At 66.3% G+C, this 23,891-nt stretch carries 16 protein-coding genes; 9 read left to right on the top strand and 7 right to left on the bottom strand.

Annotated elements, in window-relative coordinates; translation table 11 throughout:
- Positions 1-256: 256 nt before the first annotated feature.
- Positions 257-3,337 carry a TonB-dependent receptor gene (locus RWO33_RS11685; RefSeq protein ID WP_314104968.1) on the bottom strand — a complete coding sequence of 1,027 codons (3,081 nt, stop codon included), beginning with the start codon at positions 3,335-3,337 and terminating at the stop codon, positions 257-259.
- A gap of 446 nt (positions 3,338-3,783) precedes the next feature.
- On the opposite strand from RWO33_RS11685, the gene RWO33_RS11680 reads away from it, so the two are divergent.
- The 6 genes from RWO33_RS11680 to RWO33_RS11655 all read left to right on the top strand — a co-directional run bounded on the left by RWO33_RS11680 (position 3,784) and on the right by RWO33_RS11655 (position 13,644).
- Positions 3,784-6,219, top strand: coding sequence for a GH92 family glycosyl hydrolase (locus RWO33_RS11680; RefSeq protein ID WP_314104967.1), 2,436 nt, complete (start codon positions 3,784-3,786; stop codon positions 6,217-6,219).
- Positions 6,220-6,291: 72 nt separating this feature from the next.
- Complete coding sequence (locus RWO33_RS11675; RefSeq protein WP_145477811.1) at positions 6,292-7,362, top strand: LacI family DNA-binding transcriptional regulator; 1,071 nt, start codon at positions 6,292-6,294, stop codon at positions 7,360-7,362.
- 110 nt (positions 7,363-7,472) lie between these two features.
- On the top strand, positions 7,473-8,717 hold the full coding sequence (gene fucP / locus RWO33_RS11670; RefSeq protein WP_314104970.1) for an L-fucose:H+ symporter permease: 1,245 nt from the start codon (positions 7,473-7,475) through the stop codon (positions 8,715-8,717).
- Between the two features lie 7 nt (positions 8,718-8,724).
- Positions 8,725-9,723 (top strand): carbohydrate kinase, encoded by a 999-nt coding sequence (locus RWO33_RS11665; protein ID WP_314104966.1) that lies wholly within the window; start codon positions 8,725-8,727, stop codon positions 9,721-9,723.
- On the top strand, positions 9,720-10,913 hold the full coding sequence (locus RWO33_RS11660) for an AGE family epimerase/isomerase (RefSeq protein WP_314104965.1): 1,194 nt from the start codon (positions 9,720-9,722) through the stop codon (positions 10,911-10,913). The genes RWO33_RS11665 and RWO33_RS11660 overlap by 4 nt, the downstream gene beginning before the upstream one ends.
- A 103-nt stretch (positions 10,914-11,016) precedes the next feature.
- Complete coding sequence (locus tag RWO33_RS11655; protein WP_314104964.1) at positions 11,017-13,644, top strand: glycoside hydrolase family 2 protein; 2,628 nt, start codon at positions 11,017-11,019, stop codon at positions 13,642-13,644.
- Positions 13,645-14,628: 984 nt separating this feature from the next.
- On the opposite strand, the gene mtnC is transcribed toward RWO33_RS11655, so the two are convergent.
- The 5 genes from mtnC to RWO33_RS11630 form a co-directional block, all read right to left on the bottom strand.
- Positions 14,629-15,330, bottom strand: a complete 702-nt coding sequence (gene mtnC, locus RWO33_RS11650) for an acireductone synthase (protein ID WP_314104963.1) — start codon at positions 15,328-15,330, stop codon at positions 14,629-14,631.
- 3 nt (positions 15,331-15,333) lie between these two features.
- Positions 15,334-15,891: an acireductone dioxygenase gene (locus RWO33_RS11645; RefSeq protein ID WP_314104962.1), complete on the bottom strand. Its 558-nt coding sequence runs from the start codon at positions 15,889-15,891 to the stop codon at positions 15,334-15,336.
- A gap of 156 nt (positions 15,892-16,047) precedes the next feature.
- Entirely contained in the window at positions 16,048-16,686 is a 639-nt protein-coding gene (locus RWO33_RS11640) for a methylthioribulose 1-phosphate dehydratase (RefSeq protein WP_314104961.1), read from the bottom strand.
- A 107-nt stretch (positions 16,687-16,793) separates the two neighbouring features.
- On the bottom strand, positions 16,794-18,218 hold the full coding sequence (locus RWO33_RS11635) for an amino acid permease (protein WP_145477803.1): 1,425 nt from the start codon (positions 18,216-18,218) through the stop codon (positions 16,794-16,796).
- A 4-nt stretch (positions 18,219-18,222) separates the two neighbouring features.
- Positions 18,223-19,698 carry an amino acid permease gene (locus tag RWO33_RS11630; protein ID WP_314104960.1) on the bottom strand — a complete coding sequence of 492 codons (1,476 nt, stop codon included), beginning with the start codon at positions 19,696-19,698 and terminating at the stop codon, positions 18,223-18,225.
- A 214-nt stretch (positions 19,699-19,912) separates the two neighbouring features.
- Here RWO33_RS11630 and RWO33_RS11625 point away from each other — a divergent pair, with 214 nt between their 5' ends.
- Positions 19,913-20,497, top strand: coding sequence for an NUDIX hydrolase (locus tag RWO33_RS11625; protein WP_314104969.1), 585 nt, complete (start codon positions 19,913-19,915; stop codon positions 20,495-20,497).
- 166 nt (positions 20,498-20,663) lie between these two features.
- On the opposite strand, the gene serA is transcribed toward RWO33_RS11625, so the two are convergent.
- Positions 20,664-21,905 (bottom strand): phosphoglycerate dehydrogenase, encoded by a 1,242-nt coding sequence (gene serA / locus RWO33_RS11620; RefSeq protein WP_314104959.1) that lies wholly within the window; start codon positions 21,903-21,905, stop codon positions 20,664-20,666.
- A 244-nt stretch (positions 21,906-22,149) separates the two neighbouring features.
- Between serA and RWO33_RS11615 the strand changes: the two genes are divergently transcribed.
- Entirely contained in the window at positions 22,150-23,538 is a 1,389-nt protein-coding gene (locus tag RWO33_RS11615; protein ID WP_314104958.1) for an FAD-binding oxidoreductase, read from the top strand.
- 62 nt (positions 23,539-23,600) lie between these two features.
- Positions 23,601-23,891 (top strand): DUF2388 domain-containing protein (locus RWO33_RS11610; RefSeq protein WP_314104957.1); only part of this gene is annotated, 291 nt, incomplete at its 3' end.

Here is a 23,891-nt window from a genome sequence, read left to right as displayed (position 1 = left end):
TAGGTCCCTGGCAAAGTAAAGGAGGAGGCCGTCGCCGCAGGCGTCGGCCGGGGGATATTTGCATAGGGGCCTGCCGGCCGCGACGGGGCCCTCAACGCTCGCAATGAACCTCATCGAAGACCGTCCGCCACGCTTCCAACGCCCTCGGCAAAAAAACGCTCAGCTGAAAACAAGAGAAAAAACGGCAACCGCCTGTGAAAGCGCGGTTGCCGTGGAGGAGCGTTGCCCCCGCTCGAAGGCGGGGTGGGGGTGAAGCTTAGAACTTGTAGGTCGCGCCGAAGTACAGCTGGCGACCCGAGTACAGGCTGGAAATCAGGCGGGCATCGGTGTCGTTGCCGAGGTGGACGCGCTGTTCTTCCTTGGTGGCGTTCAGCACCGACGCGGTGAAGGTCAGCGCATCGGTGAAGTTGTAGGCCACGTTGAGGTCGAGCTGCGCGTACGGCTCGGTGTACTCGGTCATGCCACCGTTGAGCCCGCCGACCACTTCGCCACGGCGGTTGTACGAAGCGCGCGCCAGGAACGCGTCGCTTTCATAGAACACAGTGACGTTGGCCTGGTTCTTGGCACTGCCGACCAGCGGCGACGAACCGATGCTCTCACCATCGAGCACGATCGAGGCCAGGTTGGTGTCGTTGTAGGTGTAGTTGGCCTGCACACCGAAGCCCATGTCGAACGTGTACTGGCCGTACAGCTCCACGCCCTGCGACACGCCATCGCGGCCGTTGGCCTGGGTCTCGTAATCCTGCACCGTGACAGACTCGCCGCCGACCACCATCTGCACGTCACGCACCACCGGCACCGTGAAGTTGTCCACGTTCTTGCGGAACAGGCCGATACCCGCCACCGCGCCCGGCTTAAAGTACCACTCCAGGCCCACGTCGAACTGGGTGGCCTCGAAAGGCTCCAGGTTCTTGTTGCTGCCGTGGCCCTGCCAACCTTCCTGCGGCGCACCACCGGCGACGCGACGGTCGTTCACGTACTCCGCGCTGTAGTAGCTCAGTGCACCCGGTGCGGCAATGCTGGTGTAGCTCGGGCGCGCGATCACCTTCGACGCCGCACCTCGCAGCACCAGGTTCTCGGTGATGTCCCAGGCGATGTTGAAGCTCGGCAGGAAGTCCGTGTAGGTCTTGTCCGTGCCGATCAGCTCGAACGACTTCTGCCGCGCCAGGCTGTCGGGCAGGCGGATGAAGCCGCTTTCGCAACCGTAGGTCGGGAACGCTGCCGCCGCCGGGTCGGTGCACGACATCGGCGCGCCGGACGCGTTGTCCAGGAAGTAATCGTTGAAGCGTTCGATCGCGTCGCTGGACTGCGCGAACTGCTCGGTACGCACTACCCGCATGCCCACGTTGCCGCGCAGGCGGTCGGTACGGAAGTTCGCCTGGAAGTAACCGGCGTAGACCTTCTCGTTGACGTTGTAGACGAAATCTTCTTCGGTGCGGTTGTGCGAACCGCCGTAGCGGTCATTGAGGTAATTGATGTACGCCGGGTAGTTGATGCCCGGGAACACGTTAGCGTTGAAACCGCCGTTGATGCCGCTGATCGGGTTGGACAGGAAGAAGCCCGGCTGCGCGATGCCCGCCGTGTTGTCGCAGCCCGCCTGGTAGCGGTTGTTGTCATAGTCGGCCGGGTCGGTGCCCTGGCAGACCCAGTAGGTGTTGCCGGTATTGCGGTGGACCTTGCCATCGCTGTACTTGGCGCCGAACTGGAACGAATCCAGCCAGCCGGCCTCGAACAGCTTGGTGAAGTCGGCCTGGAAGTGGTTCTGCTTGATCTCGGTCTGCATCCAGGACGAATCGGTCGAGCCCGTGTCCACTTCAGCAATGCCGTTCATCAGCTGCTGCTGCAGGTCGGGCGAGAACGTGGCCGACGGCGTGCCGGTCAGGTCCCATGCCGAATACTGGTTGCCGGTCTGCCACACGCCATCGACGCGGCGGCGCGGCTTCGCCGACATGCGGAACTTCATCGACGGGCCACCTTCGGACCAGGTGCGGCCGCCGCTGAACGACGCCTTCCACAGCGGGCTGATGTCCCAGTGGATGCTCAGGTCGGCGGTCTGCGACAGCGCCTTTTCGCGGCTGTAATCGCCGGTCAGCTGCGGGGTGGGGATGGTGCAGTCGTCCGGACCCCAGCCACCCGGCGGCAGGCCGGCGGCGGCAGCTTCGTCTTCACTGCAGTAGTAGGTCTTGCCCGGGATCTTCTCGAACTGCGCGCCGGTGACGATGGTGCCGCTCGGGTCCATGGTCAGCCCGTTGAGCAGGCGACCGCCGGCCCAGTTGCCGTCCTGGTTGTAGCGGGCCATGTTCCATTCCGGAATCTTGAGCATGTTCTGGGTGTAATCACCCTCCAGCTCGAAGCGGAAGTAGTTCGCCGTCAGGGTGACGTTGTCGGTCGGCTTGAACTGGAAGGTGAGCTGACCGCCCTTGCGCTGGCGCTCTTCTTCCTTGACCGCGAAGTTCACCGAAGTCGGCATGTAGAAGTCGGTGTAGTTGCGGCCGTTCTGGTCGTTGAAGCCGGAATTGCCCCACCAGTAGTTCACGCCACCCTGGTTCATTTCATTGCCGAACACATCGCGCGCGGTGGTGTCGGTGCCATACCACTGGTAGTTTTCCGTGGTGGCTTCCATGGTGCGGCTGGTGCGCTTCTGCTGGGTCACGCCGACCAGCACGCCGAAGCGCTCGTCGTCGCTGTGCCAGGAGTAGAGCGCCGACGCCTGCGGGTCGACGTCACGGCTGTTGTCCGAGGAGGTGCCTTCCAGGGTCACGTAGCCGGAGTTGGACTCCATCTCCAGCGGGCGACGGGTATGCAGGATGACCGTGCCGCCGATGCCGCCCTCGTCGATGCGCGCTTCGGGCGACTTGAACAGCTCGGCGCTGGACAGCATGTTCGACGGCAGCAGGGTGTAGTTGAAGGAACGGCTGGCCTCGTCGTTGGTTTCCGAGGTGGCGATGTAGTTACCGTTCAACTGGGTCAGGGTCAGGTCCGGGTCGAGGCCACGCACGCTGACGCTCTTGCCTTCGCCGCCGTCACGGGTGATCACCACGCCCGGCACGCGCTGCAGCGAATCGGCCACGTTCTTGTCCGGGAACTTGCCCACGTCTTCGGCGGTGATCACTTCCACCACCGCGTTGGCGTCACGCTTCTGCTGCAGGCTCTTTTCGATCGCGTAGCGGTAGCCGGTGACCTGCACGCTGTCGAGCGTGGTGGCCGACGGGGTTTCGCCCGCGGCTGCGGCCTGCTGGGCGAACACGGTCGCCGGCACGAAGGCGGCAGCGGCCAGGGCGAACGTGATCGCGGCGGACAATGCGTCGCGGCCGTGCATGCGGGACATCTGCTTCATTCCACTCTCTCCGTTGGATTGAACCGGTGCTGATAGTTGGTTGAATCGATCTAAAATTGGCGGCGAACCTGGGGTGGTCCCAGCTCGCCAGGCCGAGATGATGACGGTTTGGAGTTGGATCGATCTAAACCGTTGGCGGCGAATTTTTAACACGGCGCGGCGAGGGAAAGCATGCTGCTGCGCAATATGGACGCCAGGGCGCGGAGTGTGCCTAGGGTGTTGAGGCCCTCGGGACAAGGGCGGAGCCGGGCTGTGAACGATTCAGGTGCGCACCCGCCGGCCGTTTTCGCCGGTGGCGCTGCAAAGGGGCGCTCATGTTGCGCCGCAGAATGCATCGACGGATTTGTCCGTGTTCTACTTAAATCGATCTAAATTCACGTCGCCGTGACTTTGGAGCGATCCAAACGCACCCCGAAGTACCGTCATCGACCCACAGGAAGCACTGCATGCGCCGATTGCCGTCCCCTCTCGCCCTGACGACCTGCCTGGCCGTTCTGGCCTTCTCACCCCTGCTGCAGGCCGCCCCGGCCGCGCTGGAGCGCGAGGTCAACACCTTCATCGGCAGCAAGGATGACGGCAATACCTTCCCGGGCGCATCGGCCCCGTTCGGCCTGATCCAGGTCAGCCCGATCGGCGAACACTACGCCGGCTGGCGCTATGACGACCCAAAGATCCGGGGATTCGGCCATTCGTTCCTGTCCGGTGCCGGCTGCTGGGAGCAGGGCGGGCAGGTTTCGGTACTGCCGGTGACGGGCACGGTCGGTCCGGGTGGCGACTTCGACACCGACAACGCCAAGAGCTTCGACCACAAGACCTACGCCTCCAGTTACACCCACGAAGGTGAAGTCGGCCAGGCGGGCTACTACAAGGTGCGCCTGACCAGCTACGGCGGCATCGACGCCGAGGCCACCGCGCGCACCCGCGCCGCCGCCGAGCGCTATACCTTCCCGGCCGACGCCGGCACCGGCCATGTGCTGGTCAACGTCGGCCAGGCCAACGAACGCCATTCGGTCATCGGCAGCGTGGTCGATGTGGTCGGCGACCGCGTGGTCGAGGGCAAGCTGGTCACCAAGAGCTTCTGCGGCGGCCACCAGTACACCACCTGGTTCCGGATCGAGTTCGACCGTCCGTTCAAGGCATTCGGCACCTGGGGCGAGGGCGGCGGGCTGCCCGGCGCACGCCACGGCATGGAAGGCGAACTCAAGCCCAGCGGCGCCTGGCTGAGCTTCGATCTGTCCAAGGGCCGCGCCGTGACGGCGGTCAGCGCGATCTCCCACGTCGATGCCGAAGGCGCACGTGCCAACCTGCGCAGCGACGGCATGCAGGATGGCCGCCTGCTGGGCTTCGAGCGCATGCGCAGCCTGTCCCAGCAGCAGTGGCGCAAGGAACTCGCTACCGTGCGCGTGGACAGCAAGCAGGCCGACGACCGCACCGTGCTGTACACGGCGCTGTACCACGCACTGCTGCAGCCGCTCACCGGCAGCGACGCCGACGGCCGCTACCGCGGCTACGACGACCAGATCCACCGTGCCGACGGCTGGACCTACTACGAGTATTTCTCGCTGTGGGACACCTACCGCGCGCAGAACCAGTGGCTGGCGCTGACCCGCCCGGAAGTGACCCGCGACATCGGCCGCAGCCTGCTGGCGATCAACGAACAGGGCGGTTGGCTGCCGCGCTGGGGCTACGCCAACTTCGAAACCAACATCATGACCGGCGACCCGGTCACCCCCTTCATGGTCGACCTGTGGCGCTTCGGCGCGCTGGCCGGCCGCGAAGGCGAGGCTTATACCGCGCTGCGCCGCAACGCGTTCGAACTGCCGCCGATGAACTCGCGCCATGCCGGCCGCTCGGGTAACCCGGGCTACGTGCAGAACGGCTATGTCGCCTACGACCGCGCCTTCCCCTCCAAGGGCATGGATGTCGATCCGCACCACGGCGGCTCGGCGACCCTGGAATACGCGCTGGCCGACTGCGCACTGGCGCAGATGGCCGACGGCCTGGGCCATGCGGATGACGCCGGCGTGCTGCGCCAGCGCGGCCGCAACTGGCAGAAGGTGTGGGATCCCAGCGTGCGCGACGAAGAAACCGGCATGAGTGGCTTCCCGCGTCCGCGCATGGACGATGGCAAGTGGTACCTGCCGGCCGACGGCCATTACAGCCCGCGTTCGCACCACGGTTTCCACGAGGGCACCGCGTGGCAGTACCAGTGGCTGGCCCAGCAGGACATCCCGGGCCTGGTCCAGGCCATGCATGGCCGCGAACAGGCCGGCAAGCGCCTGGATGCCTTCTTTGCCTACGACGCGCTGCTGCAGTCGCCGCTGCAGGCCGCGCGCAAGGAGTGGGTGGTCGGTCCGTACAGCTACTACAACCAGTACCGCTACAACCCCAACAACGAGCCGGACCTGCATGCGCCGTGGATGTACACGCTGATCGGCCAGCCGTGGAAGACCGCCACGGTGGTGCGCGCCGCGCAGCAGCTGTTCACCAACGCGCCCAATGGCGTCACCGGCAACGATGACCTGGGCACGATGTCGGCCTGGTACCTGTTCAGTGCGCTGGGCCTGTACCCGGCGGTGCCCGGCAGCGGCCAGTTCCTGCTGCATACCCCGCGCTTCGCCAAGGTCGAGGTCGAGCTGGGCCAGGGCCGCACCCTGCGCCTGCAGGCGCCGGGCGCCGATGGCCGCAAGCTGCAGTACGTGCAGGGCGTGCAGGTGGACGGCCAGGCGCATGCCCCGGTCTGGCTCGACTGGAACCGCCTGCAGCAGGGCGGCACCATCGCCTACACCCTGGGCGACACCGCTCCGGAAACGGGCTGGGGCACCCAGGTCGACGCGCTGCCGGTGTCGTACTGCGCCACCCCGGGGGCTCGCCTGGAATGAGCCCGCGCGCCGCGATCCGCTGACCGATGCGATCGTTTAGGCTTGCAGGACCATGAGGACGCCGACGCCACGATGAAAAAGGACACTTCCGCTGCCAAGGGAACCCGCGCCAGCACGCCCCGTGCCGGCGCCGCGCGCGCGGTCACCGTGACCGACATCGCCGATGCCATCGGCGTGTCGCGCGCGACCGTGTCGCTCGTGCTGCGGGGCAGCCCCCTGGTGAATGTCGACACCCGCGCGCGGGTCGAGGCCGAACTGCGCCGGCAGCGGTATGTGTACAACCGGGGCGCAGCCAACCTGCGTCGTCGCACCTCGACCAGCGTGGCGCTGGTGATCAACGACCTGTCCAACCCGTTCTTCGCCGAGTTCGCCTCCGGCGTCGACGAGGCGCTGGGCGCGAAGGGTTTCGTGACCCTGCTCGGCAGCACCGGCGAGTCGCCGGTGCGACAGCAGGCGGTGCTGACCACGTTGATGGAACACACCCCGGCCGGGCTGATCCTGTCGCCGGCCGAAGGCAGCGATGCCACCGAGGTGCGCCAGGCGCTGGGCTTCAATGCCAACGTGCTGCTGTTCAACCGCGAGCTGAAGGGCGGCGATTGGGATTTCCTGACCCTGGACAACCAGCAGGGGGCCTACCTGGCCACGCAGCACCTGATCGAGCGCGGCCACCGGCGCATCGCCTTCTTCGGCGGCCACGCCGATTCCAGTTCCTGCCACCAGCGCCGCACCGGCTATGCGCAGGCGCTGGCCGAGGCCGGGCTTTCCGTGCAGCCGGACTGGCTGATCGAATCGGCGCCGAACCGGCTGGAAGCTGCGGCCCGATCGGGTGAGCTGTTCGCCGGCGACGTGCCCACCGCAGCGGTCTGCTACAACGACACCGTGGCACTGGGCCTGATGCTGGGCCTGGCCTCGCGCGGCGTGCAGCCGGGGCGCGATTTCGCGGTGACCGGTTTCGATGACATTTCCGAGGCGGCGGTGGCGATGCCGCCGTTGACCACGCTTACCGTCAATCCGCGCGAGCGCGGCCGCCAGGCCGCCGAACTGCTGCTGCAGCGCCTGGATGATCCCACCGCCGCACCGCGCCGCACCGTGGCCCCGGTGCAGCTCCGTATCCGTGACAGCAGCGGCCCCGTGGCCGGCTGACGTCGACTCCCTTTCACCCGCCCGCGCAATGAGGCGCGTACCGAATGCCCATTTCTCCAACGCCACGCCTGCCCACCTCGTCTTCCGCCGCGCCCGTGGTCAATCCGCGCATGGCACTGGCCGTGGCCACGACGATCTTCTTCATGTGGGGCTTCCTGACCTGCCTCAACGACATCCTGATTCCGCACCTGAAGGCGGTGTTCGAACTGAACTACGCCAAGGCGATGCTGGTGCAGTTCACCTTCTTCGGCGCGTACTTCCTGATGTCGCTGCCGGCGGGTCGGCTGGTCGCGCACCTGGGCTACAAGAAAGGCATCGTGGCCGGCCTGGCCATCGCTGCCGTCGGTGCACTGGGCTTCTGGCCGGCGGCCGAACTGCGCGTGTACGAGGCCTTCCTCGGCGCGCTGTTCGTGCTGGCCACCGGCATCACCGTGCTGCAGGTGGCGGCCAACCCCTACGTGGCGCTGCTGGGTCCGGAGCAGACCGCGTCGAGCCGGTTGACCCTGGCGCAGGCGCTGAACTCGCTGGGCACCGCGATCGCGCCGCTGTTCGGCGGCCTGCTGATCCTGGGCAACACGGTCAAGAGCGCCGATGAACTCGCCGCGCTCGGCGCCGCTGAACAGCTGGCCTACCGCACCCAGGAAGCGCAGTCGGTGCAGGGCCCGTACGTGGGCCTGGCGATCGCGCTGGCGCTGCTGGCGGTGTTCGTCTACCTGTTCCGCCTGCCGGCATTGAACGAGACCACCGAACAGGCCGAGCCGGGCAAGCACACCCTGATGGACGCGCTGCGCCACCGCCACGTGCTGTTCGGCGTGCTGGGCATCTTCTTCTACGTCGGCGCCGAAGTGTCGATCGGCAGTTTCCTGGTCAACTACCTGTCGATGCCCAACATCGGCGGGCTGACCGAGCAGCAGGCCACCGGCTATGTGTCGGCGTACTGGACCATGGCGATGATCGGCCGCTTCGCCGGTTCGGCCATCATGACCCGGTTCTCGCCGCGCATCCTGCTGACCCTGTTCGCGGCCGCCAATGCGCTGCTGCTGGCGTTGACCATGGCCAGCGAAGGCCATGTGGCGATGTACTCGGTAGTCGCGATCGGCCTGTTCAACTCGATCATGTTCCCGACCATCTTCGCGCTCAGCATCGAACGCCTGGGCGCGCTGACCAACAAGGCGTCCAGCCTGCTGATCATGGCCATCGTCGGTGGCGCGATCATCCCGTTCCTGCAGGGTCTGCTGGCCGACCGCATCGGGCTGCACCTGTCCTTCATCCTGCCGTTGCTGTGCTACGGCTACATCCTCTTCTACGGCATGTGGGGCTCGCGCCCGCGTGCCGGTTTCAGCCAGGGGGGCTGAGCGCGTCATGACAAAGATTGTCTGTTTCGGCGAAATTTTGATCGATCTACTTGCGCAACCGCCGGCCACGCCGGATACCCCGCGCGCCTTCCTGCAGTACGCCGGCGGTGCCCCCGCCAACGTCGCCGTGGCCGCCGCGCGGCTGGGCGCGGACACCCATTTCGCCGGGATGCTCGGCCAGGACATGTTCGGTGATTTCCTCGCCGACAGCCTGGCCAGCGCCGGGGTTGCCACCGACTGCATCGTGCGCACCGACGCGGCCAAGACCGCGCTCGCGTTCGTGGCGCTCGACGCACATGGCGAACGCAGTTTCAGCTTTTACCGGCCGCCGGCCGCGGACCTGCTGTTCCGCGCCGAGCACTTCACCGCGGCCTGCTTCGACGGCACCCGCAGCTTCCATGTGTGCTCCAACAGCCTGACCGAAACCGCCATTGCCCAGGCCACGCTGCAGGGCATGCAGCGTGCCCGCGCCGCCGGTGCGATGGTCAGCCTCGACCTCAACCTGCGCCCGGCGCTGTGGCCGAGCGACGTCGATCCGACCGACACGCTGTGGCAGGCGCTGGTGCTGGCCGACCTGGTCAAGCTTTCGCGCGAGGAACTGGAATACCTGGCCGCGCCGCTGGGAGCCGATGGCAGCAGCATGGTCATCCAGCGCCTGCTGGCGGCCCAGGCCCAAGCGGTGGTGGTCACAGACGGCGCCGCGCCGATGCGCTGGCATACCCGCCATGGCAGCGGCGTGGTCACCGGCTTCCAGGTGCCCACCGTGGACACCACGGCGGCCGGTGATGCGTTCGTTGGCGGACTGCTGTTCGCGCTTGGCGAGCGCGGCGCCGATGGCGCGGCCTTCGTCGACTTCTGCCGCGATCCTGCCGGCCTGCAGGAGGCCATTCGTTTCGGTGCCGCCGTGGGTGCACTGGCCGTGATCCGCAAGGGCGCGTTCGCCGCGATGCCGACCCTCGCCGATGTCCAGCAACTGCTGCAGCAACAACAGGAAACCGCCGCATGACCACCGCCGTTCCCGCCCAGCCCGATTTCCGCTCGGCCGATTTCCTGTGCGCGCATATCGCGCAGACCATGGCGTTCTACCAGCCGCACGAGATCGACCCCAACGGCGGCTTCTTCCACTATTACCTGGACGATGGCACCGTCTACGACAGCGGCCACCGCCACCTGGTGAGCAGCACCCGTTTCGTGTTCAACCATGCCATGGCCTATCGCGAGTTCGGCAAGCCGGACGACCTGAAGGCGGTCGAGCATGGCATCCGCTACCTGCGCGAGGTACACCGCAACCCGGCGACCGGCGGTTATGCGTGGACGCTGCGCGACGGCGTGGTCGAAGATGCCACCAACCACTGCTATGGCGTGGCTTTCGTGCTGCTGGCCTACAGCTGCGCGCTGAAGGCCGGTATCGGCGAAGCGCGCGCCTGGATGGACGAGACCTGGGAGCTGCTCGAGAAGCGCTTCTGGGAACCGGACTTCGGCCTGTACCGGGACGAAGCGGACGCGGACTGGAACTTCAGCGACTACCGCGGCCAGAACGCGAACATGCACATGTGCGAAGCGATGCTGGCCGCGTTCGAGGCCAGTGGTGAAGCGCGCTACCGCGACCGTGCGCTGCTGCTGGCCGACCACATGACCCGTCGGCAGGCGGCGCAGGGCAACGGGCTGGTCTGGGAGCACTACGACCGAAACTGGCAGATCGACTGGAACTACAACCTCGACAATCCCAAGCACCTGTTCCGTCCCTGGGGTTTCCAGCCGGGCCACCAGACCGAGTGGGCCAAGCTGCTGCTGATCCTCGACCGCCACGTCAAGGCCGACTGGCTGGTGCCGACCGCGCGCCACCTGTTCGACACCGCCGTGAACCGCAGCTGGGACGAGACGCGCGGCGGGCTGTATTACGGCTTCGCGCCGGACGGCAGCGTGTGCGACGACGACAAGTACTTCTGGGTGCAGGCCGAGTCGCTGGCCACGGCGGCGCTGCTGGCCGCACGCACCGGCGACGCGGTGTACTGGGACTGGTACGACCGCTTGTGGGCCTATGCCTGGGCGCACATGATCGACCACCAGCATGGCGCGTGGTATCGCATCCTGGATGCGGACAACCGCAAGTACAGCAACGAGAAGAGCCCGGCCGGCAAGACCGACTACCACACCATGGGCGCGTGTTACGAAGTGCTCAACGTGGTGCGCTGAAAACACTGAAGGACGCCGGGCGTGGCCCGGTGCAACTGCATGGCCGGGGTGGCGCCCGGTCCAATGGCACGGCCGGGCAGCGCCCGGCGCTACGGGGTGGGGCATGAAGGTGTGGGCACGGGGCGTTGGACTGGTTCTTTTGCTTGCGCTGCATGCGCTTCCCGCTGCTGCAGCGCCGCTGCAGGCGCAGTGGTCGTTCCGGCTGCTGCCGGGCAACGCGCAGGTGAAGGCGCATCCCGAGGCGGGTCAGTGGCGGCCTGCCTCGGTACCCGGATCGGTGCACACCGACCTGTTGGCTGCCAAGGCGATTCCTGACCCATACGCTGGCGCGGCAGAAGCCGGCCTGCAGTGGATCGGCCTGGCCGACTGGGAGTACCAAGCCCGTTTCGACGTGGATGCCGCCACCCTGGCCGAAGCCCATGCCGAGCTGAGCTTCGAAGGCCTGGATACGTTCGCGGAGGTAAGCCTCAACGACCGTGCGCTGTTGCGCGCGGACAACAGCCATCGCACCTGGCGGGCGCGGGTGGATGGGCAGCTGCGGGCCACCGGCAACGTGCTGCGGATCGTGTTCCGTTCCCCGATCACCACGTTGCTGCCGGGTGTGCAGGCGATGCCGCACAAGATCGCCGGCAACTATCCGTCGCCTTACGGCGATGAGCCGCGCGACGCGATGGTCGGCAATTTCGTGCGCAAGCCGGGCTACCACTTCGGCTGGGACTGGGGTCCGCGCTATGTCACCGCAGGCATCTGGCGACCGGTGCGGCTGGAGGCATGGGACGCACAGCGGATCACCGATGTCGCCGTGCAGGCGACAGCGCTGGATGCCCGGCGCGCCGACCTGACCGTGGCCGTGGACGTGGAGAGCGCCGCCGCGCGCACCGCCAGGCTGCGTGTGGCGATGATCGATCCGGACGGAAAGGTTGCCGCGACGGTCGAGCGTGCGGTGATGCTGCGCAAGGGCCAGCAGTCTGTATCGTTGCCGGTTCGACTGGACCAGCCGCGGCGCTGGTGGCCGGTGGGTCATGGCGAGCAGGCGCGTTACACGGTGCGTGCCAGCGTCGATGCCGGAACATCGGAAGCGGCCGAGCGCAGCATCCGCACCGGCCTGCGCACGGTGGAGCTGCGCCGGGAAGACGATGCGAAGGGGGGGCAGGGCTTTGCCTTCGTCATCAATGGCGTGCCGATCTTCGCCAAGGGCGCCAACGTGATTCCGTTCGACATGTTCCCGGCGCGGATTGATCCGGCACGGATCCGCCGCGAGCTGACCGCGGCCCGCGATGCCAACATGAACATGCTGCGCAACTGGGGGGGTGGCTACTACGAAGACGACGCGTTCTTCGACATCGCCGACGAACTGGGCTTGCTGGTCTGGCAGGACTTCATGTTCGGCGGCGGCATGCAGCCCGGCTACGATCCGGCATTCCGCGCCAACGTGGTGGCCGAGGCGCGCGACAACGTGCGCCGCCTGCGCCGCCATCCCAGCGTTGTGCTGTGGTGTGGCAACAACGAGGAGGAAACCGCCTGGAAGGACTGGGGCCACGGTCGCGACCTGAAGGCGGCAGATCCGGCCTTCGCCGCCCGCGTGTGGCAGGGCTATGTGGACCTGTTCGGCAACGACCTGCGCAGGGTCGTGGCCGAGGAAGGACTGGGCGTGCCGTACTGGTCCAGTTCGCCCAGCAACGACCTGGACACCGTGGCCAACGACTCGACCCGTGGCGACAAGCATTACTGGCAGGTGTGGGGCAACCCGGCGCTGCCGGTGCAGGCCTACCTGCGCGAGACGCCGCGCTTCATGTCCGAATACGGGCTGCAGGCCTGGCCGGTGCTGCGCACGTTGGAGGGCATCATTCCGGCCGACGAACTGCGCGTGGACAGCGACACCGTGCGCGCGCACCAGAAGTTCATGGCGGGCGAGGGCAACCAGCGCCTGTTGCAGTACATCGAGCGCGAGTTCGGCACGCCGCGTGACTTCAGCGACTTCGTGTACCTGAGCCAGGTGATGCAGGCTGAAGGCATCCAGCTTGCCGCGCTGCATCACCGCGCGTCGCGCCCCTACACCATGGGCTCGCTGTACTGGCAGCTCAACGACGTGTGGCCGGGCGCGTCCTGGTCCAGCATCGACTACGCCGGGCGCTGGAAGGCACTGCATTTCCACGCGAAGCGCTTCTTCGCCGACCATGCGGTGGCGGCATTGCGTGACGAAGGCATTACCCGCATCAGCCTTCTCAACGACCTGCAGCAGCCGCTGAACGCGCAGTGGCGGATGCGGGTGGTGGATGTGGATGGCCGACAGGTTGCGAAGCAGCAGCACGCGGTGACCGTGCCTGCGCTGTCGGCGCTGGAGGTCGGGCGCTTCGCTGATGCCGAGCTGCTCGGCACGGCCGACCCTGCGCGTACGGTCGCGGTGGTGGAACTGCTGGATGGCACGCGGGTGCTGTCGCGCCAGGTGGTCTACTTCTCGGCGGCCAAGGACATGCAGCTGCCGAAGGCGCAGATCGACAGTCGCTGGACGCAGGACGGCGATGAGGTCGTGCTGGAGCTGCGCTCGGCGCAGCTGGCGCGCGGCGTATGGGTCGAATTCGAGGGAATGGACGCCACCCTGGACGACAACGCCATCGATCTGGTCCCCGGCGAACCGGTGCGGATCAAGGTGAAGGCCGGTGCCGGGCTCGAAACGCTGCGCAAGGCGCTGCGGATACGTTCGGTAGCAGACGCGATCTCCAGTCGGTAACCAGCGACGCCGTGCCCGATGGAATGACTGGCACGGATGGGGATCGGTAGGGTCGGTTCCCAAACGACCGCACGCAACGCGGATCGGCGCTGGGACGCATGACCTCCATCGGAGAGGTCTGCCGCCTCCAGACCATACGTCAAACACCCTACGACCTGTGTCGGCAACGGAACGCTGATGCAGCTGTTGCGACGTCGGAAACGGCTCTTGATTCGTGCACATGCGGGCGTAGATTCCGCGGACAGAAGCCGTGAACACCGACTCCCAACTAGAGAGGTTGACTGTGAAAACTGTCCTTATGTCTCTACTGCTATCTGGCTTCGTGGCAGGTTCCGTTCAAGCGGACACTACGGATGCTGCCGTGAACCCTGCGCAATCTCAGGACGCTGAGAGCCGAGCGGCGCTGCAGCGTGAGATCTCCGGAAAGTTGGCCAGGATCAAGAGCGAGGCCGACCTTCACACCTACTTGGCGTCCATGCGCGCGATGCAGACGCCGTTGGATCGACTGTCTCCAGGGGCAAAGAGGCGGTTCATCGACAGCTTGGTGTTCACGCCCAACGGTCTCGGTAGTTTCACCTACGCAGACATTCGTAATGAACTTACGTTGTCGGAAGCGTACCAACTACTTGCGTTGTTTGGGCGGGAGGCAACGGCTGCCTCCATCCGCGGAATTCGGATTGAGACCGATGAGGATCGAATCCCGCGGGCCTAAGCGATGAACACCGAGCTTGGCTTTGACGATCCAAGGGAGCCGTTGCAATCTTGCAGCCAACGCAGGCGGTAGGGTCGGTTCCCGAACGACCGCACGTAGTGGCGATGGGTGCTGGGACGCATGACCTGCGTCGGAGGGATGTCTCCGGCATGGGTCATGCGTTAAAGAGGTGGCGACCTCTATCGGCGGTGGAATGCTCATCCGCATCCTGCAGCCGCGCCACTTGTGCATCCATGCACGGCGTCGTTCGGGAACCGACCCCACCGAAAGCGTTACTTCAGCGTGATCTGCTGGAAATTCTCGACGCGGTCATGGCCGTTTGCGGCGGCGCCGATACGCGGCATGGCATAGTCCTCGCGCCGGTCCAGCAACCGGGTCTGCAGGCCGGCTTCGCGCGCGGCATCCAGCTCCTCGACCACATCGGAGAGGAACAGGATCTCGCCGGCAGGAACGCCGATGGCCTTGACGATGTTGCGGTAGCTGCCGGCCTCACGCTTGCCGCCGATCTCGGTGTCGAACCACCCCGACACCAGGCCGGTCAGGTCGCCGGCTTCGCTGAAGCCAAAGAACAGCTTCTGCGAGGGCACCGACCCGGACGAGTACACGTACAGCGGCTTGCCCTGCGCGTGCCAGCCGCGGAGCGCGGCGGCCACTTCCGGGTAGAAGTGGGCCTTGTAGTCGCCATTGCGGTAACCGGCTTCCCAGATCATGCCCTGCAGCGCCTTCAGCGCGGTGTGCTTGCGGTCCTGGTCTATCCAGCCCTGCAGGGTTTCCACGATCAGCGTGTCCTGGCAGGCACCGCCGATTTCCACCGCCACCGCGTCCAGCCAGCGACGCACCTCCGGCTGCTGGCCGTGCGCGGCGACGAATGCCGGCAGTGCCTGTCGCGCATACGGGAACAGCACGTTCTTGACGAACGAAATGCTGCTGGTGGTGCCTTCGATGTCGGTCAGGATGACAGTGGGGTGGGGCATGGATCAGGACGCCTTGGTCGGAATGTAGCGGGGGAATTTCTGCGCGATGTCGGTGCCGGTGAAGTGCCCGACCCAGCCATCCGGCTCGGTGAAGAAGCGGATGGCCACGAAGCTGGGTTCATCGCCCATGTCGAACCAATGGGTGGTGCCGTCCGGTACCGCGATCAGATCATCCTTCACGCACTCGATCTCGTACACCTTGTCCCCTACGTGCAGGGTGAACAGACCGGAGCCGGCGACGAAGAAGCGGACCTCGTCTTCCTTGTGGAAGTGCTCATCGAGGAATTTCTTCCGCAGCTCGGCGCGGTTAGGGTTGTCCGGGGCGATCGAGGCCACGTCCACGCTCTTGAAGCCGTGCTGGGCGACCAGCCGGTCGATGTCGGTACGGTAGGCGGCGAACACCTCGTCCTGGCTGGCGCCCGGGGCAACCTCATGGGCGGCCTGCCAGCGTTCGAAGGTCACCCCGATCTTCTCCAGCTCGGCAGCAATGGTCGCGCCGTCCTGGGTATCCAGCAGCGGGGTGTCGGGGGCGTCGTGGTTATAAATGCGCAGTCGGCTCATGGCGGCAGCTTGAACGGCGAGGGGGGACAACAGTGTGTAGTGCCGGGCTCTGCCCGGCAACCATTCAGCCGTCCCGGAATTCAGTGTCCCAACCGCCACGCCCGGTAGCGCCGGCCGTTGGCCGGCCCACGCGGCATCCGCCCAACCGGTAACGCCTCAGGGCCCGCGCAGCTTCCGCAGTTCCAGCTCGCAGTGCAGCAGGAACTCGAACGCCTCGAGGTGGCGACGCGCCTCGGCCATGTCCCGGCCCCACGCGTACAGGCCATGCCCGTCGATCAGGTAACCCCACATGCAGCCTTCATCGAGCTTCTGCTCTACCTTGGCCGCCAGCTCATCCATGTCCTGGGTGTTGGCGAACACCGGCACGTCGACGGCGGTTTCATGGGTGCTGTTGCCATGGAAGGCTTTCAGCAGTTCATACCCTTCCAGCCGGATATGACCGTTGGCCGCGTACAGGCGCGAGGCAATGGTCTGCACGGTCGAATGGGTGTGCAGCACGCAGCCGATTTCCGGGAAGCGGCGATACAGCTGGGTATGCAGCAGGGTCTCGGCGGACGGGCGCAGTGGCCGGCCCACGGCTTTGCCGTCGAAGTCGACCACCATGATGTCGTCTTCGATCAGGCGGCCCTTGTCCTTGCCGGACACGGTGATCGCCGCATGCTGGTCATCCAGCCGGTGCGAGAAGTTGCTGCTGGTCGCCGGCGTCCAGCCGGCCTGGGCCAGCTCGCGGATGTTGTCGATCAGCACCTGGGCCAGGTCGCTAAGGCGCGCCGTGTCGTAGGGGATGTTGTTCATAGGGGCATTTTAACGGCGTTGCGCGTTAAAAGCAGGTTCCCGGGGCAGGGCCAGGGGTGACGACCAACGGTCGTCACCTACCGGATTTCGGCCTGGCCAGGTTCGCATCAGCCGCGGAGGCGGCTGTGCTTGAAGCTGTACCCGAAATAGATCGCGAAGCCGATCACGGTCCAGACGCCCATCAGCATCCAGTTGTGCAGGGTCATGGCTGACAGCAGGGCCAGGCAGCTCAGCACGCCCAGGCTGCAGACCAGCCAGGCGGCCGGGATGCGGAACGGACGCGGCAGGTCCGGCTGGGTGCGGCGCAGGATCATCACGCCGGCACAGACCGCCGCGAACGCGATCAGCGTGCCCATCGAGGTCAGCTCGCCCAGCACGTCCAGCGGGAACAGCGCGGCCAGCAGGGCGATGCCGATGCCGGTGATCACCGTGTTGATGTGCGGCGTGCGGTAGGTCGGGTGGATCCGGGTGAACACCTTCGGCAGCAGCCCGTCGTTGGCCATGATCATGAAGATGCGCGGCTGCGCGATCACCATCACCAGCACCACCGACGACAGCCCGATCAACGCGCCGATCTCGACCACCACCCGCAGCCAGCCGAGGCTGGGATGGGCGGCCACCGCGGTCACCACCGGCTCGTCGGTACCCAGCAGGGTGTAGGGCACCAGCCCGGTCATCACCGCCGCCATGGCGATGTACAGCACCGTGCAGATCACCAGCGACAGCAGCATGCCGATCGGCATGTCGCGCTGCGGCCGGTGCGATTCCTGCGCCGCCACCGACACCGCCTCGAAGCCGATGTACGCGAAGAACACCATCGCCGCGCCGCGCAGCACGCCTTCGAAGCCGAACTTGCCGGGTCCTTCGTTGGCCGGGATGAACGGCGACCAGTTGGCCGGGTCCACATACTTCCAGCCGACCACGATCACCAGCACGATCAGCCCGGTCTTCAGCACCACCATCGCCATGTTCATGGCCGAGGACTTGCTGATCCCCACGTAGCACAGCCAGGTCAGCAGCAGCACCAGGATGGCGGCGGGCAGGTTGGCGATCGCGCCGGTGGGGCGCAGCTGCGCGTCCAGCGGTGCACTCACCAGCGCCGATGGCAGGTAGATGTCGAAATGACTGAGCAGGCTCAGGAAGTAGCCGGTCCAGCTGACCGCCACCGCCGAGGCCGACACCCCGTACTCCAGCACCAGCATCCAGCCGATGAACCAGGCCGCCAGCTCGCCGAAGGTGGCGTAGGTGTAGGTGTAGGCGCTGCCGGACACCGGCACCATCGAGGCGAATTCCGCATACGCCATGGCGCAGAACGCGCAGCAGATCGCGGCCAGCACGAACGACAGCATGATCGCCGGGCCGGCGTGGTTGGCCGCGGCCTGCCCGGTGATGACGAAGATGCCGCCGCCGATCACCGCGCCAATGCCCAGCGCGGTCAGGCCCCACGGGCCCAGGGTGCGTTTCAGGCTCAGCCCGTTGGCATCTTCATGGGCGGCGTGCGGGTGCTTGGTGGCCCACAGTTGTTTCAGCATGGGATCACGAAACCTTGTTGAGCTTGCTGTGGCGCATGCCATAGCCGAAGTAGATCAGCAGGCCCAGCACGGTCCAGCCCACGAACAGGTGCCAGTGCACCACGAACGCCTGCCAGAACAGGAACAGGCAGGCCAGCGCGCCGACCGGGCAGATCAGCCACACGGCGGGTACGCGGAACGGACGGGGCAGCTCGGGGCGCGTATAGCGCAGCACCAGCACGCCGATGCAGACGGTGGCGAAGGCCAGCAGCGTGCCCATCGAGACCAGTTCGCCCAGCACGTTCAGCGGCATCAGGCCGGCCAGGGCGGCGGCCAGCACGCCGACCACGATGGTGGCCCAGTACGGGGTGCGGAAGCGGGCATGGACCTTGCCGAAGATCTTCGGGATCAGGCCATCGCGCGAGATCGTGTAGGCGATGCGGGTCTGGCCCATCATCATCACCAGCACCACGGAGGACAGGCCGGCGATGGCGCCGATCTCCACCGCGGTCTTCAGCCACGACAGGCTCGCATACGGCTCCAGCGCGGTCGCCACCGGCTTGTCGGTGCCAAGCAGGGTGTACGGCATCATGCCGGTCAGCACCGCGCAGACGATGATGTAGACGATGGTGCACACGGCCAGCGAGCCGAGCAGGCCGATCGGCATGTTGCGCTGCGGGTCCTTGGTTTCGCCGGCGGCGGTGGAGACCGCATCGAAACCGATGTAGGCGAAGAACACGATGGTGGCCGCGCGGAACACCCCGCTCCAGCCGAATTCGCCGGACACGCCGGTGTTCTCCGGAATGAACGGGGTCCAGTTGGCCATGTCGATGTGCTGCGCGCCGAAGCCGATGAACAGGCAGATCACGGTGACCTTGATGGCGACGATGATCGCGTTGACGAAGGCCGACTGGGTCACGCCCACGTACAGCAGGCCCGAGACCGCTGCCACGATCAGTACCGCCGGCAGGTTGAACAGCTTGCCCGAGGAAATGAACTCCTGGCCGGTCCAGGCAATCGGCGCGGCACTGAGCGCGTCCGGGAATGGCATGTGCAGGGTGGTGGTAATGAAACTGATCAGGTATGCCGACCAGCCGACCGCGACCGAGGCCGAGGCGAACAGGTACTCCAGCACCAGGCACCAGCCGATGAACCAGGCCATGCCTTCGCCGAGGGTGGCGTAGGAGTAGGAGTAGGCACTGCCGGAGACCGGCATCATCGCCGCGAACTCGGCGTAGCACAGGCCGGCCAGGGCGCAGGCGAAGCCGGCGATGACGAACGACAGCATCACTGCCGGGCCGGCATGGTTGGCAGCGGCCTGGCCGGTCAGCACGAAGATACCCGCGCCGATCACCGCACCGATACCCAGCATGATGAGATGTTTCGCCGTGAGGGTCCGTTTCAGCGAGGCTTCGCCATCCAGGCTGCCTTCAATCGGCTCGCCGGCATCGACGTGGCCGGCCGGTTCGACCGGTTTGACCCTCAACAGAGACTTCAGCATGCAGTGCTTCCCAGGAAAAAGACGGTAGAGCGGGGCATTGCCCCGCTACAGCAATGACGGGCCTGCGATCCATCGCCGCAGACCCTTGAGTTCATGGTCGGCCGCCCCAATCGGACGACCCGCTGTACCTTAGCCAAAGCCTGAGCCTGCTTACAAGCGCAAATGCAGCATGCCGGGCGATAATTGGCCAAATCCGCCTTCTGCCCGGCCTGCCATGCCCCAAATCCCTGAATCCGTTGTAGGACTTGACCTCGCGCTGCGCGCGCAACTGGCCGATTACGCCCGTCGCCACCCCGAGCATGCCGCGCTGGCTGACGAATTCGGCACACTGCTCGACGACGCGGAGAATCCCTTCCTGCGCAGCCGCCTGGCCGGCCATTTCACCGGCAGTGCGTGGCTGGTCAGCGCCGATGGCGCGCGCGTGCTGCTGACCCACCACCGGAAATTGAACCGCTGGCTGCAGCTGGGCGGGCATGCCGACGGCGAGCGCGACCTGGCCAAGGTTGCGCTGACCGAGGCCGAGGAGGAGTCCGGCCTGACCGGGCTGGTGCTGGAGGATGGGGCTGTGCTGTTCGATATCGACAAGCACTGGATCCCGGAACGACCTGACGTCCCCGGCCATTGGCACTACGACGCGCGGTATGTGGTGCGGGCCGTGGGTAGCGAGGCATTCGCGATCAGCGAGGAATCGTTGGCGCTGGCATGGCGCGAGGTAACCGATGTGGCCAATGCCGCGATCGAGACGCCAGACGGGGACGATTCGTTGCCGCGCATGGCCAGACGGTGGCTGGCGCGGTGAGTCCGTACCGACCAACGGTCGGTACCTACCGGTGTGTACAGCCATCGTTCGGCATCCCCGGTGCGGCATGACGACCGTCGGTCGTCACGCCCCACGCGGTAGATGACGACCGTTGGTCGTCATGCCCGATACGGTAGCTGACGACCGTTGGTCGTCATGCGCTGGATCAATACAGAACGCGCGTGCGCAGCGTGCCCGGAATCGCCGCCAGCTCTTCGCGCACCGCCGCCGCCTGTTCCTCGCTGGCGGTGATGTCGATCACCACGTAGCCGACCTTCGGGTCGGTGCGCAGGAACTGGCCGTCGATGTTGACGTTGTGGCGCGAGAAAATCTCGTTGACCCGGGACAGCACGCCCGGCACGTTCTGGTGGATGTGCAGCAGGCGCAGGCTGTCTTCGTGCTCGGGCAGGGTGACTTCAGGGAAGTTGACCGCCGACAGCGTGCTGCCGTTGTCGCTGTAACGCACCAGCTTCGCCGCCACCTCCACGCCGATGTTGTCCTGCGCTTCCAGCGTGCTGCCCCCCACGTGCGGGGTCAGGATCACGTTGTCATGCGCGGTCAGCGGCGACACGAACGCATCGCCGTTGCCCTTCGGTTCGACCGGGAACACATCCAGCGCCGCACCTCCGATGTGGCCCGAGCGCAGCGCCGCATCCAACGCGTCGATATCCACCACGGTGCCGCGCGCGGCGTTGATCAGGTGCGCGCCAGGACGCATTTTCCCCAGCTGCGCCGCGCCGATCATCCACTGCGTGGCTGCCGTTTCCGGGACATGCACGGTGACGATGTCGGCGCGCGCCAGCAGGTCGTCCAGGTCGATCGCAGCACGGGCATTGCCCAGCGACAGCTTGGTTTCGATGTCATGGAAGATCACCTGCATGCCCATCGCTTCGGCCATCACCCCGACCTGGGTGCCGATGTGGCCATAGCCGACGATGCCCAGGGTCTTGCCGCGCACTTCATGGCTGCCGGCGGCCGATTTGGACCAGCCGCCGCGGTGGCATTCGGCGTTCTTCTGCGGAATGCCGCGGGTCAGCATGATCGCTTCGGCAATGACCAGCTCGGCGACGCTGCGGGTGTTGGAGTAGGGCGCGTTGAACACCGGAATACCGGCCAGCTCGGCCGCTTCCAGGTCCACCTGGTTGGTGCCGATGCAGAAGCAGCCCACCGCCATCAGTCGCTTGGCGTGGGCCAGCACCTCGGCGCTGAGCTGGGTGCGCGAGCGGATGCCGACGATGTGCGCCTCGGCGATGCGCGCCTTGAGCTCGTCTTCGGGCAGCGCCTTGCTGTGCAGTTCGATCTGCGAATAGCCGGCGGCGCTGAACACGTCGATCGCGGTCTGGCTCACCCCCTCCAGCAACAGCACGCGGATATCCTGCTTCGGGAACGAGGTCTTCTTCGGCGACATGGGCAAGCGGCAGCATGTTGGGCGGGAGCTGACCACTATGCCAGAACGGGGCGGGGATGGTGCGGTGCGCCATGGGGAGGGTCGACGGTTTCAGATGCGACCAATTGTTGGCGAGGTCGCACGACTAACAGTATGCCCGGCCACGGCCGGGCACCCTTCGGGCCGTCGGCAAGCGACGTTGGGAACGGCGACACCGTTCCCTGCGTGCGCTACCCTTTGGGATTGCCCTGGCTCCTCTGTTCATATGACCGATCCGCGCCTTGATTCGCTGTTGCAGGACTGCCCCGGGCTGCGGCTCACTACCGAGCCGGCCGACCTGGAGCATTACGGGCGGGACTGGACCCGGCGCTGGACGCCGGCGCCGCTGGCGGTTGCCTTGCCGGGCACGGTGGCCGAGGTGCAGGCCATCCTGCGCTGGGCCAGTGCGCAGGGCGTAGCGGTGGTGCCGTCAGGCGGGCGTACCGGCCTGAGCGGGGGCGCCGTGGCCGCCCACGGTGAGCTGGTGCTCAGCCTGGAGCGCATGCACAAGCCGCTGGCCTTCGATGCGGTCGACCGCACCCTGACCGTGCAGGCCGGCATGGCGCTGGAAGCCGTGCACAACGCCGCGCGCGAACACGGGCTGATCTACCCGGTGGACTTCGCCGCACGCGGCTCCTGCTCGATCGGCGGCAACATCGCCACCAATGCCGGCGGCATCCGCGTGATCCGCTACGGCAATACGCGCGAGTGGATTGCGGGGTTGAAGGTGGTCACCGCCAGTGGCGAACTGCTCGAGCTGAACAAGGGGCTGATCAAGAATTCCAGCGGCTACGACTTCCGCCAGCTGCTGATCGCGTCGGAAGGCACGCTCGGGGTGATCGTCGAGGCCACCCTGAAGCTCACCGATCCGCCGCCGGCCAGCAACGTCATGCTGCTGGCGCTTCCGTCGTTCGAGGTGCTGATGCAGGTGTTCGCGGCGTTCCGCGAGCGGCTGCAGCTGCAGGCTTTCGAGTTCTTCACCGACCGTGCGCTGGAGCACGTGCTGGCGCATGGCGCGCAGGCGCCGTTCGCAGAGGTCCACCCGTTCTATGTGGTCACCGAGTTCGCGGCCGACGACGAAGCGCAGGAGGCGGCGGCGATGGCTGCGTTCGAGGCCTGCATGGAGCAGGGCTGGGTCAGTGACGGGGTGATCAGCACCAGCGATGCGCAGGCCGCGCAGCTGTGGCGCCTGCGCGAAGGCATCACCGAGGCGGTGGCGCGCTACAAGCCCTACAAGAACGACGTGTCGGTGCGGATCTCGGCCATGCCGGCCTTCATGGCGCGCACCCAGGCGTTGATCGGCGAGGCGTATCCGCACTTCGACGTGGTCTGGTTCGGCCATATCGGCGACGGCAACCTGCACATCAACGTGCTCAAGCCCGACGACACCGACGATGCGCGGTTCCTGCAGCAGTGCGAGCACGTGACCAAGCTGCTGGCGCAGGTGCTGAAGGATTTCGACGGCAGCATCTCGGCCGAGCATGGCATCGGCCTGGTCAAGAAGGGCTACCTGGACAGCACCCGCGGTGCAGCCGAAATCGCGCTGATGAAGGCGGTCAAACGTGCGTTTGATCCCCAAGGGCTGCTGAATCCCGGCAAGGTGTTCGACCTGTAACAGGCGACAGGATTTCACATAGCCGATACGCTTTGCCTCTTCCTGTCCTCAACGAACCCAAGATGAAGCGATCGATCCTGCTGTTTGCCGTGCTCGCCCTGCCGCTTTCGGCATTCGCCTCCAGCTTCGCCGGCTCCTCGGCGGGTTCGGCGTCCGGTGCCTCCTCGGCCGGTTCGTCCAGCTCGGACGATGACAAGGTGGTGGTGGACGCGCGCGAAGACGCAGCCGCGTTCGTGGCCACCGATGGCGCCATCCGTGGTGCCCGCCTGGAAGCGGCGCTCCTGCACCTGCGCGAAACCGGCGCCGCCCAGCGCGACGCCAGCGACATGCAGCTGGCCCAGGCCCTGCTGGCC

This window comes from uncultured Stenotrophomonas sp. (assembly GCF_963519925.1).
Taxonomy (GTDB): domain Bacteria; phylum Pseudomonadota; class Gammaproteobacteria; order Xanthomonadales; family Xanthomonadaceae; genus Stenotrophomonas; species Stenotrophomonas maltophilia_AE.
Note: the sequence above shows the minus strand (reverse complement) of the source record. Positions and strands in the feature narration are given on the sequence as shown.

Bases quoted from the DNA above. Each gene is read 5' to 3' on its own strand.
- RWO33_RS11685 (WP_314104968.1), bottom strand. From the start codon at position 3,337: ATGAAGCAGATGTCCCGCATGCACGGCCGCGACGCATTGTCCGCCGCG.
- RWO33_RS11680 (WP_314104967.1), top strand. From the start codon at position 3,784: ATGCGCCGATTGCCGTCCCCTCTCGCCCTGACGACCTGCCTGGCCGTT.
- RWO33_RS11675 (WP_145477811.1), top strand. From the start codon at position 6,292: ATGAAAAAGGACACTTCCGCTGCCAAGGGAACCCGCGCCAGCACGCCC.
- fucP (WP_314104970.1), top strand. From the start codon at position 7,473: ATGGCACTGGCCGTGGCCACGACGATCTTCTTCATGTGGGGCTTCCTG.
- RWO33_RS11665 (WP_314104966.1), top strand. From the start codon at position 8,725: ATGACAAAGATTGTCTGTTTCGGCGAAATTTTGATCGATCTACTTGCG.
- RWO33_RS11660 (WP_314104965.1), top strand. From the start codon at position 9,720: ATGACCACCGCCGTTCCCGCCCAGCCCGATTTCCGCTCGGCCGATTTC.
- RWO33_RS11655 (WP_314104964.1), top strand. From the start codon at position 11,017: ATGAAGGTGTGGGCACGGGGCGTTGGACTGGTTCTTTTGCTTGCGCTG.
- mtnC (WP_314104963.1), bottom strand. From the start codon at position 15,330: ATGCCCCACCCCACTGTCATCCTGACCGACATCGAAGGCACCACCAGC.
- RWO33_RS11645 (WP_314104962.1), bottom strand. From the start codon at position 15,891: ATGAGCCGACTGCGCATTTATAACCACGACGCCCCCGACACCCCGCTG.
- RWO33_RS11640 (WP_314104961.1), bottom strand. From the start codon at position 16,686: ATGAACAACATCCCCTACGACACGGCGCGCCTTAGCGACCTGGCCCAG.
- RWO33_RS11635 (WP_145477803.1), bottom strand. From the start codon at position 18,218: ATGCTGAAACAACTGTGGGCCACCAAGCACCCGCACGCCGCCCATGAA.
- RWO33_RS11630 (WP_314104960.1), bottom strand. From the start codon at position 19,698: ATGCTGAAGTCTCTGTTGAGGGTCAAACCGGTCGAACCGGCCGGCCAC.
- RWO33_RS11625 (WP_314104969.1), top strand. From the start codon at position 19,913: ATGCCCCAAATCCCTGAATCCGTTGTAGGACTTGACCTCGCGCTGCGC.
- serA (WP_314104959.1), bottom strand. From the start codon at position 21,905: ATGTCGCCGAAGAAGACCTCGTTCCCGAAGCAGGATATCCGCGTGCTG.
- RWO33_RS11615 (WP_314104958.1), top strand. From the start codon at position 22,150: ATGACCGATCCGCGCCTTGATTCGCTGTTGCAGGACTGCCCCGGGCTG.